This window comes from Desulfopila sp. IMCC35008 (assembly GCF_010646885.2).
Lineage (GTDB): Bacteria > Desulfobacterota > Desulfobulbia > Desulfobulbales > Desulfocapsaceae > Desulfopila.
In genome coordinates this window covers 2,725,209-2,739,819 of sequence record NZ_CP050700.1, presented here as the reverse complement: position 1 = coordinate 2,739,819, position 14,611 = coordinate 2,725,209, and the positions used below count along the sequence as shown (strand labels likewise).

General features: G+C 44.8%; 11 protein-coding genes and 2 pseudogenes. 7 read left to right on the top strand and 6 right to left on the bottom strand.

The genetic code is table 11. From position 1 onward, the window contains the following. Positions 1 to 202: 202 nt before the first annotated feature. Positions 203 to 457: a hypothetical protein gene (locus GA520_RS12055; RefSeq protein ID WP_163339845.1), complete on the bottom strand. Its 255-nt coding sequence runs from the start codon at positions 455 to 457 to the stop codon at positions 203 to 205. 590 nt (positions 458 to 1,047) lie between these two features. On the opposite strand from GA520_RS12055, the gene GA520_RS12050 reads away from it, so the two are divergent. Both GA520_RS12050 and GA520_RS12045 read left to right on the top strand, forming a co-directional pair. Then, positions 1,048 to 2,025, top strand: coding sequence for a tetratricopeptide repeat protein (locus GA520_RS12050; RefSeq protein WP_163339846.1), 978 nt, complete (start codon positions 1,048 to 1,050; stop codon positions 2,023 to 2,025). Positions 2,026 to 2,080: 55 nt separating this feature from the next. Then, positions 2,081 to 2,947: a hypothetical protein gene (locus GA520_RS12045; protein ID WP_205749369.1), complete on the top strand. Its 867-nt coding sequence runs from the start codon at positions 2,081 to 2,083 to the stop codon at positions 2,945 to 2,947. 496 nt (positions 2,948 to 3,443) lie between these two features. On the opposite strand, the pseudogene GA520_RS27160 reads toward GA520_RS12045, so the two are convergent. From GA520_RS27160 to GA520_RS12020, 5 genes and pseudogenes are all read right to left on the bottom strand, one after another. Continuing rightward, a pseudogene (locus GA520_RS27160) lies at positions 3,444 to 4,054 on the bottom strand (cation:proton antiporter). A gap of 31 nt (positions 4,055 to 4,085) precedes the next feature. Further along, positions 4,086 to 4,622 (bottom strand): annotated as a pseudogene (locus GA520_RS12035) (cation:proton antiporter). A gap of 41 nt (positions 4,623 to 4,663) precedes the next feature. Continuing rightward, the gene (locus GA520_RS12030; RefSeq protein ID WP_163339850.1) at positions 4,664 to 6,031 is read right to left on the bottom strand and encodes a sigma-54 dependent transcriptional regulator; all 1,368 of its coding nucleotides are present in this window, start codon (positions 6,029 to 6,031) and stop codon (positions 4,664 to 4,666) included. A gap of 2 nt (positions 6,032 to 6,033) precedes the next feature. Further along, entirely contained in the window at positions 6,034 to 7,773 is a 1,740-nt protein-coding gene (locus GA520_RS12025; protein WP_163339851.1) for a nitrogen regulation protein NR(II), read from the bottom strand. 32 nt (positions 7,774 to 7,805) lie between these two features. Next, the gene (locus GA520_RS12020; RefSeq protein ID WP_163339852.1) at positions 7,806 to 9,626 is read right to left on the bottom strand and encodes a SpoIIE family protein phosphatase; all 1,821 of its coding nucleotides are present in this window, start codon (positions 9,624 to 9,626) and stop codon (positions 7,806 to 7,808) included. Between the two features lie 509 nt (positions 9,627 to 10,135). Between GA520_RS12020 and GA520_RS12015 the strand changes: the two genes are divergently transcribed. The 5 genes from GA520_RS12015 (at position 10,136) to GA520_RS11995 (ending at position 14,607) form a co-directional block, all read left to right on the top strand. Then, the gene (locus tag GA520_RS12015) at positions 10,136 to 10,573 is read left to right on the top strand and encodes a hypothetical protein (protein ID WP_163339853.1); all 438 of its coding nucleotides are present in this window, start codon (positions 10,136 to 10,138) and stop codon (positions 10,571 to 10,573) included. 143 nt (positions 10,574 to 10,716) lie between these two features. Beyond that, positions 10,717 to 10,983 carry a hypothetical protein gene (locus GA520_RS12010; protein WP_163339854.1) on the top strand — a complete coding sequence of 89 codons (267 nt, stop codon included), beginning with the start codon at positions 10,717 to 10,719 and terminating at the stop codon, positions 10,981 to 10,983. 121 nt (positions 10,984 to 11,104) lie between these two features. Then, positions 11,105 to 11,269, top strand: coding sequence for a hypothetical protein (locus GA520_RS12005; RefSeq protein WP_163339855.1), 165 nt, complete (start codon positions 11,105 to 11,107; stop codon positions 11,267 to 11,269). Positions 11,270 to 11,608: 339 nt separating this feature from the next. Continuing rightward, on the top strand, positions 11,609 to 13,045 hold the full coding sequence (locus GA520_RS12000; protein WP_163339856.1) for a TolC family protein: 1,437 nt from the start codon (positions 11,609 to 11,611) through the stop codon (positions 13,043 to 13,045). After that, positions 13,042 to 14,607: an efflux RND transporter periplasmic adaptor subunit gene (locus GA520_RS11995; protein ID WP_163339857.1), complete on the top strand. Its 1,566-nt coding sequence runs from the start codon at positions 13,042 to 13,044 to the stop codon at positions 14,605 to 14,607. The genes GA520_RS12000 and GA520_RS11995 overlap by 4 nt, the downstream gene beginning before the upstream one ends. Positions 14,608 to 14,611: the final 4 nt, after the last annotated feature.

Here is a 14,611-nt window from a genome sequence, read left to right as displayed (position 1 = left end):
CAAATCGAGCCAGAGCACAAAAAACAACGCTATAATACTGTTTGTATTTACTTTTTACCTGTATCCATTTCTTCCGCTCCAGGAAAAGACTCAAACACTGTCCAAAACTGTCTAATATTTGTACAGCCATGTTTGTTTCTGGCTATCATGTTGAACCAAGCTGTAATTTGTTCAATTCTCCATACGTTAGGATGAGGACTTTTCAGCGAGGGGCAAACTCAAACATTTCTCTTACGTTCACATATTTTGGTGCAGTCAGATCGAGTTTCCACAGGTTGTGGGAAACCAATCTGCCCATAGACTGCTGACCGTAATTCTCGCTTGGATATTCTCCCAGGATGGCTTTACCTGCCTCTTGGTTTATGTTCGCACGCCGCAGCCATTGGGCAAAAGCTACGCACAAACTTAGCAGGAACGGCCTTGCCACAAATATGAGTGCTGATTTAATTCTATTCATGACTTTCCGCCGCAGTGAACTTGTCCACCCCTATTTGAGCTGACGGCCTTCTAAAGTGTTTGACGTTGCCCTATTCTCACACATTATTTTGGGTGGACAAGTTTTACAACCCCACGACCACCAGTTACCAATTGAACCCAGCCTGTGCATGATATCTCTAATTACTATTCGCAGGACATAACAGTTTGATTTCGCGAAGGGATTTATAAAATCGTTGTAGATGTGTTCATCTGGAATGCAACGGAAATACATCAGGCAATTCACAACTCTCAATCCTCGTAAGGCTATTGAGATGTTCTCAATTTCATTCAGAGTCTGAGCAGATGGGGGAAGATTTGGACAATGAGGTTTCAGATGCCCTTTATTTGGACAGTAGTTTTCAACCAGTAAACTTTTTAATGCCTATATATTGGACAGGTTAATCATGTCTATCTGGAGACAGAAATGTGACTCTAAAGATAATGTAAATAATTATCAACGTGATAGGTAGTTTCAGCCTCTCACTGTTAACCCTGGCACACGTATTGCTGATTTTACTAAGTGATTAGTAATTCCAGGCTATGAATTTATAGATAAAGAGAGGTAATGAAATGAAACAGAAAAGCATCATGCTTGCACTAGCGGCCAGCTTACTACTATCCGGTTGCAATATGGCCTCGATCAGTAACTCTTTAAAAAGCCAACATTATATGGCTACGGGTGATTACCAGCAGGGAGTTAAGACATTCGCGAAGTCGGTTCGGGAAACCCCAGACAACGCGTCAGGGCACTATTATCTCGGACGCTTCCTGCTGGCCCAACATAAATATGACCAGGCCCTTCCGCACCTCAAGACAGCTGCTCGCCTTAATCCTGATGAAGACTATTACTTCTGGCAAGGTCTTGCCTATGGTCAGTTGGGAGATAATGCAAATGAAAAAAAAAGTTACATCCTGGCTCTAAAACTGGATAGTGATCACTCACAGTCGCGTCTATATCTTGGTCATCTTAAACTCAAGGAGAACCAATATAAAGAAGCGCTGCAGCTTTATGATTCTGTGTTAAAGCAATACCCATCCAATCCGTCAGCCCTGTACAACCGGGGACTTACCTTGCAATTTTTGGCAAAGAATGTTGACGAAAAAAATGCCTGGTTAAAATATCTCGACTTATATCCTGCCGGTTATCTGGCCAATCGGGCGGCAGATCATCTGAACAGTCTTGGTGATTTCTCCTATCGCAATTATTACCTCGGCAAACGTACAGTCACCCTGAAAGAAATCCGTTATTCGTCCAGGTCATCAAACCAACTCAGCAGCACATCATATCCATCCCTTAAGCTTATTGGTGCAATACTGGTGAACCGACCTGAAGAGATTCTTCAGGTTGTTGTTTATGAAAACGGTAATCCGAGTCTCGCACGTAAGAGGGCTAACAGCATCAAAACACATCTTCTGGACAGGTTTTCTGAGATAGAAGAGCACCAAATTCAAGTCAGTTGGTTCCAAGGTCCTGAAAAATTAAAAATCGGCAAGAAAACATTCAAAATACAAAGCTCAGTACGATTCTTTGGAACCGGAAAAGCTTAACGAGCAGAAAAACTACAACGTAACTCAAAGAGTTTATAGATTCAGGAGCAAAGCTATGAAGAAAAAGTATTTACGCACTGTATTGATCGCCCTGGCAGCCGTTGCCCCTCTGGCCTCAAATGTCATGGCTGACCCAGAAGGTGGCCCTGCTTACACTTCGCCTGCCGATGTTGATTCAGATTTTTATGCAGCGCAGGAGCATGCATATTCACAAGATTCGACTCTGATGAATGCCATTAGCAATGCAGATCAGGCTCAGGATCACCTGCTGGACATGCAGGCAACTGGTTCGGCCGGCCAAATAATGAAAGCCGAACAAATCCTGCATAACGCAGAATCGATGGCAAGCACAATGTTATCAGGAAACTCTGGAGTGAACACCGGTGATATAGAAGTAATGCATGAGGGTGGTCTTACCTGGTCTCAGGTTGGCCGTGAACTTGGCCTAGGATCAGGTTTTGGCATGACTGGTGGGCTTGATCAGGCAGCTTATGGTTCTGGAATGGCAACTGGGTCCGCTGGTGGGCAGTACGGTTCGCAAATGGGAATAAGTAGCGATGAAATGCAGGCCGCAACGTCGAGAAGTTCCCTTTCTGGTTGGTCTGAAGGTCACGGATACGGATTGAATACAGGTGTCCACAGCGGCTCAGGTGGTCAGATGATTGGTGGTGCCGGTGGTCTTAGTAACGGTTATGGAGATGGTGGCATGAACGATGGGGTTGATATGGGTGGTGGAGGCGGCATGAGCAGCGGTAGCAGCTCTGGCGGCTCTGGTATGGGCGGAGGAAGTGGCTCATCCAGTGGCAGCAGCTCAGGCAGTGCCGGCGGCATGGGTGGTGGAGGAGGCGGCATGGGTGGTGGAGGAGGCGGTATGGGTGGTGGAGGAGGCGGTATGGGTGGTGGAGGAGGCGGTATGCGTTAGTGTTAAATACTTTGCTTATTCAATAGCAGGCAGGGCTGGTTTTAAAGACAAATCGAGTGCCAGCCCCACTCTTTCTCTATTGCTACCACTGTTCAATGACAAAAACTACACCTGACAAATGACCCCTGATATAAATGCCTTGATGGACATTGAGTAAATCTGAAAGAACTAGAGTTACAAATTCAATAACTTGAATTCTATCCCGCATATTTCATAAAAAAACTCCGTGCCGCAGAAGTATGGCGTCTATATTCAATCACTTACTGCTTCTATTTTCTCTTGCTGCCACAGTTTTCCACCCTTCGGGTGAGCTGGTATGGCAAGCTATCCTGTGTTGCAACTGGAAATTGCCTACTCAAGTAGCGCAATTTCCAGTGCGCCTTGACTAGCAGGACATCTCGACTCATGACCTATGCGGGTAGGGAAATTTTATAAGTTTACACAGTGTTTATGAAATTTCCGGGTTAATTGGAAAGCTTCATCGTAATGATTTGCTTCAGCATTTACTCTTTTGGGTCCAGAAATGTTTCAACAGTCTGGGCCCCAGATATGTGGTTACTATCAGGAGAACAACAAGAAGAGAGAAAAAGGATTCGGTTATCAATCCTGCGACTAATCCAATTTGAGCAAAAATGAGACCGACCTCTCCCCGTGGCAACATACCGCATCCGACAACCCAACGATCGGCAGCTCCCTTTCGCAGTAGGGCTCCGCTAAAAAATTTCCCCACAAAAGCAACCACAAGAAGGGTGAGAAAAAGGGCGAGCTCTAAAAGGCTTTGATAATTATTAAGCGATATTTCCGGAAAACGTACGGAGGCACCGATCAGAACAAAAAAGAGAGGTGAAAAAGATCTGTGATTGGCTTCAAACCCGATTCTATTTGCTCTCGTTCTTCCACCGCACTGAATGCTACTCCGGCGGCATATGCCCCGATAATCATATCAAGACCAACTTCATGAGTTATTTGAGCCAGTACCAGCAGATAGCCAAATGCAGAAATTACAATAAAGTGTATACAATTCAGCCAGTGCAGAAAACGTAAACCCCAACGAACGAGAATCGGGCCAAGCGTAAATCCCGCAAGAATAAAGCTCACCCCGGACATGACTGTCAGCAGGCCGCTACCCGATTGCCCATCAGGTTTGCACTACGGCAAGGATGGTAGAAAGAAGAATGAGTCCCAATACGTCATCAAGAATAGCGGCACCGGTTATGACCAACCCTTCTTCGCTCTCTAAACAGTTTAACTCTTTCAAAACAGGTACTGTCACACCGATACTGGTGGCAGTTAAGGTGGCCCCAATAAAAAAACCGGTAATTGGCTGGTAACCAATAAGAACCGCTACCAGAAAACCTAATCCTAATGGCAATAGCATACCAGTGAAAGCAACCGTTACCGCCTGTCCCTAAACCTTTTGCAGCTGATCAAGCCGGCCCTCAGTTCCGATTCGAAAGAGCAGTACGCAAAGACCAATTTGAGCAAACTCGTTGAGAGGGGATGAATTGTCATGTTGTTCGAAAAAAAGACCCGGTGTAACATTGAGTCCAATAGGGCCAAGTATCACTCCAGCCAGGATAGCCCCGAGAATAGCAGGTGTGCCAGTACGACGAGTTACCTCTTCAAAAATCTTAACCACCAGTATAGTAAGGGGCAGGAGAAAATGAATACTCATCGGGCCACCTCCATGCCGTAGTACAAAAATATCAGCTGGTGCTATTCAAGCTTGTATTCCTTGATTTTGTTAAGTAGCGTCTGCCGGGCAATTCCAAGCTTTTTGGCTGTCAGGCTTTTGTTGTGTCCGGTTTTGTCGAGAGTTACCCTGATAACTTCTCGTTCCATATCACGTAAAGTGAATTCATCATGAACTGCCGGCTTTGCTGTTCCTCCAGCCCTGATCTCTTCAGAAAAGAACTGCGGTGGCAGTTCATGTGGAGTGATCTGTTCTCCCGTACAGAGAATAACGGCTCGTTCTACGGTGTTTTCAAGTTCACGAATATTCCCGGGCCAATGATATTGAATCAAAAGGTTCAAGGTTTCCGGGTGAACTCCTTTGATATCTTTTCTGTTCTTTTCTGCATATCGATGCAGAAAAAAAGTCGTAAGCTCAGGAATGTCAATACTTCGCTCTCGAAGAGCTGGCAAATGGATTGGCACCACCGATAGACGAAAAAAGAGATCTTGCCTGAAGGTCCCTTCTTCTACCATCGCCTCAAGATTCCTGTGTGTTGCTGCCAGCAGACGAACATCAACTCCAACTGTTTCGGATCCACCCACCCGCTCAAATTCCCCCTCCTGGAGAACGCGTAAAATTTTGGCCTGGGTTGCCAAGCTCATGTCACCAATTTCATCCAAAAAGAGGGTTCCGGTATGGGCCAGCTCAAAGCGTCCTTTTCGCCTCGAATCAGCTCCTGTAAAAGAACCAGCTTCATGGCCGAATAGTTCGCTTTCCAAAAGATTTTCGTGCAATGCTGCACAATTCAGTTTAACAAACGGCCCGGAGGCTCGATGGCTGTTATGGTGCAAAGCATGGGCTATGAGTTCTTTTCCCGTACCCGACTCACCTGTGATCAACACGGTCGCATCAGTAGGTGAAACCATATTCAGTGTTTCAAACATTTCCCGCATAGCAGGACTCTTCCCAATGATGTTGTCGAACCCGTATTCCGTATCAAGTTGTTTTTTTAACGTCTTATTTTCATCTGAAAGGGTCTTGAAATTGAGTGCCCGGGAAATGGTCAACCTGAGTTCATCAATATCTACCGGCTTGGTGACATAATCAAATGCCCCCTTCTTCATGGCCTCCACTGCACTTTCCACTGAAGAAAAAGCTGTGATCACAATTACCGGGATTGAGATATTTTCACGGAGCAAAGCTGTCAGGGTGGCGAGCCCGTCAAGCCTTTTCATTTTCAGGTCAAGCAGGATGAGGTCCACCTGTTTTTTAGCAAGAGCCGGCAGGACTTCATCTCCATCCGTAGCCTCAAACACCTTGAAATCAGGTCCGTTCAGATTGACCTTCAGCATGGTTCTGTGACCATCATCGTCATCAACCAAAAGAATATTTTTACGTAGTTTATCCATTGCTAGGTCCCCATTCCTTTAGGTAACAACAGAGTAATTGTTGTACCTATACCTTTTTCTGTTACTACTTCAAACCTGCCATGATGCTGCTCCGCTATCTGATGACTTACAGCCAAGCCGAGACCGATACCAGTTTTTGTTGTGGTATAAAACGGATCGAACATTTTTTCCCGTTCACTCTCCGACATACCGCATCCATCATCTTCGACAATGATACCAACCTCATGCTCATATTCCACACAGCGAAGAGATATTCCAGCTCCTTCCTCGGTGGCGTTTATGCTGTTTTTCAGTAGATTCAACAACACCTGCAGGATTAGATCAGGGTCAAGGGAAAGCATAATGCCTGTATTGGATTGCCAACTAAACTTCACATTGTGATTACGCATATCCGCCTCCATAAGAGTGGCCGTCTTCCTGAATAAGGCATCAGCTAAAACAGGTTTTATTTCCGGCTCCCGTGGTCTGGAGAACTGCAGCAACCCTGAGACTGTCTGGTTCAATCGGTCTATCTCACTGATCATCAGTTCAGAGTACATCTTGCCATCATCTCCAACTTCGGGTTGTTTTCCAAAAAACTGCGCAAATCCCCGAAGGGTGCCTAGCGGATTTCTGATCTCATGGGCGATACCGGCAGCCATTTTTCCCAGCGCGGCCATCCTTCGGGATCTCTCCAGCTGAATTTCCATGTTTCGAATGGAGCTCATGTCCCGAATTATCAAGACCTTACCTATTCTTTCATCTTCGCAGTTCACTAATGGCGAACAACTGATACGAAGAGGGACTTCCTTGCCATCTCTGCTTTTTATTTTGGCAGGGTGTTCATGATTTTTACTGCATGATTCTACAATGGCATTGGAACAGGTTGGAAAAGCATCATTAATATTCCGGGATACCAGGTCCTTCAGAGGGTGACTGAACAACTCTTCTGTATTTCCGTTACAGGAGACTATCTGATCGTCAGCATCCAAAGTTATCAGGCTTACCGGAATAGACTCTATGACACTGTCTGTATACAGCTTCATATTGGCAAGAGTTGCACTTGTCGTCCGCATTTTTTGATAGAGATAGAGAACATACAACCCTGCAGATCCAACCAGAAACAGAATTGCTCCCATAAATAGCGCATGCCGTGCATCCTGCTTTCTCGCAAAATCAAATTCTTCGGTTAAAAGTCCAACGGAAATGATCTTTCGACTCTCTTCCAATTGTTTAAGCCACTGTTTGCGTAACTCGGGAGGCATATGCATGCGACGCATGTGGTCTCCAAGAACAAAAGCTTTGGAATATGTAAAAATCCCTTTTTTCGCATTTAAATGCGTTACAACATTATCGGATTCAAGCATTGATTGCAGTTCTACCCGCGAGAATGTATTAGGTTCGGGATAACCAGCCTTATCGATGAGGGACCCATCGGTATCATAGACAGCAATAAAAAGGATATCCTCCTCTTTACTGTTTTCTATCAATAATATGTGCACAGGGTCTGTACCACCCATATGATGCATCATGACCATTGATGCTCTGCTTCCCGCCTCAATGGAGCGGATAATTGTTTCTCCCTTGTCCTGAAGAAACTTCTCCATGAGAAACTCAGCCCGGTTTATATTCTTCAACGTCGAGAATGTCAGGATTACAGCAAGAGTCAAGGTCGCACACAACAATCCCACCGCTGTGCGTGATATACGCAATGGCTTCGATGATTGCGGTATCGCAGTTTTAATCAGTTTTGATTCGGCCATTAGACTTTCTTTATCCTTATCTATTGAATTCTTTACCAGGTTTTGATGATCGCGAGAGTTATATCATCATTTTGCGGATAGTCCCCTCGAAACCTGGCAATTTGGCCGGTTATTTTTTCTATGAGCTTTTCTGCTGGCAAATCATAGTATGTTTTCATCAGTGATTTTACTCTCTCCTGACCAAACCGCTCACCATGTTTGTTCTCCACATCCCATACACCATCACTGCCAACCAGGATAACCTGCTGCAATTCAGGGAATGTCATAACATTATCTGAATATGAACTTTCCTGATCAAAACCAAGAACAAGGCCATCTCCTCGTAATTCTTGAAAGGTATCATTTTCCGGGCAATACAGGAGCGCCGGCTCATGACCGCACCGCACCCAGTTGAAGAATCGATTTTCCCTATCAATCTCAAGGTAGAACATTGTCACAAAATTACCGGAATGTGAAGTATCCCTGCACAGCAATTTGTTCACATCGGTGGCAACCTCACCGTGGCCGCCAGAGCAACATGCTCTTCCTCTCAGCAGTGCACGAACTGTCGCCATCAGAAGAGCGGCACCTATACCATGGCCAACCACATCTCCAACAACCACAGTTGCTCTACGTTCCTGGTGAGAAGAGAATAAGAGGTCTATGTAATCCCCTCCTGTTTCATCGCAATACAGCGTTACTCCAGCAATCTCCAAACCGTCAGTAACGAAACTTTCATGGAAGAGAAGATTCTGCTGCACCTCGCGGGCAATATCCATAGCCTCCTGTAGCTGTAGTCTTTCCTGAAGTTGATCTGCCATCAGGTTGAAGTTTGTCGTCAATACGCCAACTTCATCTCGGCTATCGACAATCAATGGTTCTTTGAACGTACCCTGTGCCAGATCCTCGGCTGCTTTGGAGAGCTTGTTAATAGATCGCGTTGTTTTCCCTGTAATAACTAATACATAAGCAAGAACACCCAGGATACCTATCCAGAGAATAAGATAATAATATTTCTTAAACTCGAGGATTGGTTTTAAGACCTGCTTACCAGGTGCGATAATGACAAGCGTCCAAGGCGCCTGGGTAAGACGGTAAAATCCACTTACCTCTTCAGGAGGACTACCTTTGCTGAAGGCGGTTCCGGAATTCTTATTCTGGAGAGCCTGCCAGGTATCGTTTTCCAATCCTTTATCGGTACCGAATTTTTGGACAGCCACATCTCCCTCTGCTTCAATAAACAGGGATGTGCTGGTGAGGATATTTCTGTCATCATCAACAATGAACGCGTGATTACTTTTCCACCAGGGCGATTTGACGATCTGGTCAATGAGATCATAAAAAGATAATACCACCTCGATATGTCCGCTATTCTCGCCTTTGGCATCTTGAAGAACTGCAATAAGCGAAACAGTTTCACTGAGAAATTCTGTATTATATTGAGGAGGTGATATGGAAATATTGGTTATCCTTTGTCCATCACCTTGCCTCAACTTCCCAGATCTACTCATGGGGGTGGCATGCGGCAACCCTTTGTCATTCCACTCATGATTGACCTGAACTACTCCATCCAATGAATGCAACTGATCAAGGAGCAGCTTTATCTCATTCCATTGAAGGTTTTTCTGTTCCTTATTTTGTAGAAAGCGCAGGATCTCCTTGGGTCGCATCAGCCTCATATCAACATAATGGGCTGATCGTTGAAGCTTTGTTATTGCTGTTTCCTGCCACTGTTCAAGCAACACCTGGCGAACCAGGCGTTGCCCGATACCGCCAATGCTAGCCATAATCAAAAACGTTGGCAGCAATATAAAAAGAGCTGTCTTCTGTTTTAAGCTGTTAGGTCTTAAGGCCAGCAATTTCTTCAGCAACATGAATAGATTTCTCACAGGTAATATTTGCCTACAGTTTGAACTCAATCATTGTATATGGGAAAATACTTTTTTTTTGACAAACCATCCTGGTCCATCTTTAACAACTTTATGTTTGCAATGTTTACGCCAGAAATATAGTAGAGGATAATGGATGTCATAACACCTCTGAACAACGTAATAAATACGCAAAGCGATCTGCCAGGCACTTCTCCGCTGTATCATTTCTAGACACCTCCCCTTGTAAGAGGTGTCTAGAAATTAGGCACAATGCTTCTTTGAATCAGTCTCAATGCAATTCGACGCACAAAATATGTATTAGGTATCAATACATTAAATCAAAACGATCCATTATTTGAAGGAGTGGCACAACCTTTGCTTCAATCAATATACAACACAATTTGTATCCTGGATCAAACTGTGCTTATACTCAATCATAATCTGAGTATCCAAACAAGGAATGATACAGCAGGTTTAGAGGATACTGAAAACGCTCAACTCAGGAGAATACAATGAAAAAAATCGGTCTACTTGTTGCTTTACTCTGTCTCGTTCTCTCAGGAAATTCCATGGCAATGAAAGGAATGCAGCACGGCAGTGACAGCAAAGACGGAGATTTTACGCACTCTGAAATGGTTGGTGGCATGCACACCGAATTTAAAGTCATGGACCTGGCCAGCATGAATATGAAAGATCCGGATGGGAAAACTCATCACGTGATGGCAACGTTCATGCGCGGTGACAATAAAGTCACCAAAGCAGTTGGCAAAATTAAACTCATTTCTCCATCAGGAAAAGAACAGCTTGCTCCTTTAAAAGATTATGGAAGTGGTGTTTTCGCTGCAAATTTCACAATCGATGAACCGGGTAAGTGGGGAATAATCTGCCTCTTTAAAGAAGAAGGCGGAAAGCACACGGTAAAATTTTGGTATAATCACATGCCTATGTAGTTTCCTGTAAACCACCTATCCTGGCCCTCTCTCCTTCTTTGCCGGGGATAGGTGGTTGTTGCTGCCCCCTACCTTTTGTAGCAGCATTTGAAAGGCTGTAGTTCTATCTAGTATCCGGTCACACAATAGAAACACAAGGATGTGTGATCAAGCAAACGGCAACTTACAAAAAATCTATTTATAAGCTCATTGCAAAACGACTCTCCTGGGCGTCACTCCTGATCGCCGCCCTGTTTTCACTGGGCTCCTTTTACCATTCCAGACAAATGATATATAATGCTGTTGTGCATGTATCAAGCGCTCAACTTACCTTTATAAAAGGCGAATTGCTTGAATCTATGAAAACTCAACCGGAAACGGACATAATCTCTGCACTGCAGGCAGCAATCAGCTACCCCCCCGGCAACTGAATTACATATCAAAGAAGGGGAGTTTTCTCCATGATGTAGGAAAAATAGGTATCAAAGACAATATCTTGCGTCCCGACGGCCATATAAAGAACCCTTAAACTATGCTGAGGCGATTTCATGTATGAAAGAAAAATTCGCCGGTCACTTTGACCCTGAAATATTCAATAAATTTCAAAATATAGCAGAGTGTCTTTACACAGAATATGCTGGACGAGAGGATGAACGACTTAAAGAGCAATTTGAAGAGATAACAACAAAATATTTCCATTGCGACTGTTGTTCATGATCGACCCAAAATCAATCTCATTGCTCATAAATCGATAGCTAGATGTATACATTGTATGGACGAAAAACATCACTGTCTAAAATTTGGGCACTTGATAGTGGTTATTGCCAAAGTACTTCCTACCAGTCAGGAGAAATTCGACACAATATCAATATGATCAAAAAAAATACCAGCCCACCTGTATCAAATGGTACATAAAATGCATTGAGTCACCAAGAGTTTCAGAATAAATGATAGATCCCCGAGCCTAACATTTGGGGTACCAGCTTAATTTGATACTCAGTGATCTGCTGATGCACTAGTCTAACCAAATAGCACGTATTCCCAAGGAGAGGAACAATGCAAAAATCGCTAGAACAAAATACCCGAAAGCACAGCCTGCGTTTGGCATTTCTGCAGGGAATTGTCTGTTTCAGTGTTCTTTCTTCTGTTGCGGTGAAAGCGGAACCTGCTATCACCTCTAATGTTTTGAGTATCGAGGCAGCAGTAGAGTTGGCTCAAAAAAATGATCCATGGCTAGTCAAGAACAAACACACGCAGAATGCTGTTGAATCAATGAGTGTTGCTGTAGGTACCTTGCCTGATCCCAAAATGACCGTAGCCCTTGCCAATCTGCCAACAGACACATTTGACTTCGATCAGGAACCTATGACGCAGTTTAAGGTTGGCGTTACCCAGATGTTCCCGCGAGGCGATACCCTCGAACTGAAACAACAACAACTTGAAATATCCGGAACACAGTTTCCTTTTCAGCGCGGAGATCGTCGGGCCAAACTCGCCGTGATGGTAAGTGGTCTATGGCTTGAGGCTTACAGGGCACAGGAGAGTATCGCTCTCATTGAAAAAGACAGACCTCTCTTTGAGCAACTCGCAGACGTGGCGGAAGCAAGTTATGCATCAGCCTTAGGCAGGACTCGTCAACAAGATATCATTCGAGCTCAACTTGAAATAACCAGACTTGACGATAGACTCACAAAGCTCAGGCAAAAGCAGGAAATGGCAGTTGAACAGCTTTCACAGTGGCTCAGCGAAAGTTTTCGTGATCGTTACCTCGATACAACCGGTCCCGCCGCGCTTGTCTCCTGGTCAAGCCTTGAGCTCAAACGGAATATTCCCGATGTACCGATGCTCAATAAGGACCTCTATACCAGTAGATTGGAAGCCAACCCGCAAACCCTCTATGAGTATTTTTCAAATCACCCGGCAGTTAGCGCACTCGATAAAAAAATTGAAGTCAGCGATGCAGGTGTTGAATTAGCCAGGCAAAGCTACAAGCCCGAGTGGGCTATAAATGCAAGCTATGCGTATAGAGATGATGCCCAGAACGGCAGCGACAGAGCTGATTTTGTCTCTGTTGGTGTTACATTTGACCTTCCATTTTTTACCGAGAAAAGGCAGGACAAACAGGTTGAATCCGCCATGTCCCGTTCACTTTCAGTTAAGACAGAGAAATGGATGTTGATACGAAAAATGATTGCTGATTTTGAAAAATCCAGAACGCAGTTAAAACGCTTGAATGAGCGTCAGAAACTTTACGCGAACGAGCTGCTGCCTCAGATGAATGAGCAAGCCGAAGCTTCGCTTACGGCCTATACAAACGACGACGGGGATTTTGCCGAAGTTGTCAGAGCCAGAATTGCCGTATTAAACGCACAAATCAATGCACTCAATATCGACGTAGACATGCAAAAAACAATCATACAACTCAACTACTACTTTATGAAAAACGCCGAGGAGATAATTGCCGGCAATCGTGATGCAGGAGAATTGAAATGAGCAAAGGTGCACAAGTATTTGTAGCCATAATTGCCGGTGCTGTCATAGGAGCTGCCGCGACCTATGTTTTTTACCCGAAAATCAGCGGGTATCTTGGACATGCTAACGAACAGGCAGTCACTGCAGAGAGTGGCAGTAAAGAGAAAGAACCGCTCTACTGGGTAGCTCCGATGGATCCAAACTACAGGAGAGACAAGCCCGGTCAATCACCGATGGGAATGGATTTGATTCCAGTCTACGAGGAGGATGCAGGAGGTGACGATGCTGGCCCCGGAACCATAAAAATATCTCCGGACGTAGTCAACAACCTCGGCGTTCGAACAGCCAATGCTGAACGTAAATCGCTGAACTCTGCTATACAGACAGTGGGATATGTTACCTATGATGAGGATCAGCTTGTCCACATTCACCCACGAGTCGAAGGCTGGGTTGAAAAGCTCTATATCAAGGCTTCCGGTGATCCGGTGAAAAAGGGGCAGCCCCTCTATGATATTTACTCTCCCGCCCTTGTAAATGCCCAGGAAGAGCTCATCCTTGCTCTGGACAGAAAGGCAACCAGGTTAATCTCAGCAGCGGAAGATCGCCTTAAATCACTACGCGTTCCACAATCGCTTATCAGGGAACTGAAGAAAAACAGAAAGGTCCGGCATACGGTTACCTTCTTCGCGCCCCAAAGCGGCGTGGTAGACAATCTGAAAATACGCCAGGGATTTTTCGTCAAGCCCGGGTTAACCATTATGTCCATAGGAACACTCGATCAGATCTGGGTTGAAGCGGAAGTCTTTGAGCGTCAGGCATCTCTAGTTGCTTCCAACCTCCCAGTTACCATGAGTCTGGATTATCTCCCTGGCAGGGAATGGCGCGGAACTGTCGATTATGTCTACCCTACACTAGACCCCAAGACAAGAACCGTCCGAGTACGATTACGTTTTGATAACCAAGACCATGCCTTAAAACCTAATATGTTTGCTCAGGTTGTAATCCATGCAGAAAGCCCTAAGCAATCACTGCTAGTGCCAAAGGAAGCAGTGATCAGATCTGGACTCTCAAATCGCGTTGTACTCGCACTTGGTGAAGGTCGGTTCAAATCGATCAACGTCAAGGTTGGCCGATTTGATGAAACATATGCTGAGATCCTCTCAGGACTCTCCGAAGGTGAAAAGGTCGTTGCTTCAGCGCAGTTCATGCTTGATTCCGAATCAAGTAAGACTTCCGATTTCAAACGCATGAATCATGGTGAAGAGTCAGTACCCGGCAATGTCTGGGTAAGTGCAACAATTAACAGCCTGAAGAAGGATCACAGGATGGTCAACGCCACACACAAGGAAATCAAAGCATGGGACTGGCCGGAAATGACAATGGATTTCAAGGTAGCTGAGTCTGTTGATTTCAGCACCCTGCAAAGTGAAATGGAGTTGCATGTAGAGATAACCAGAATTCAGGAAAATCAGTACGAAATCACAAATATTCATATCCCCGGTTCCGATAAGAGTAAAAGCCTGGATGATCTGAGCTTTGATGATATGGATCTTGACGACATGAGCCTCGATGGTGAGGAATAGAATG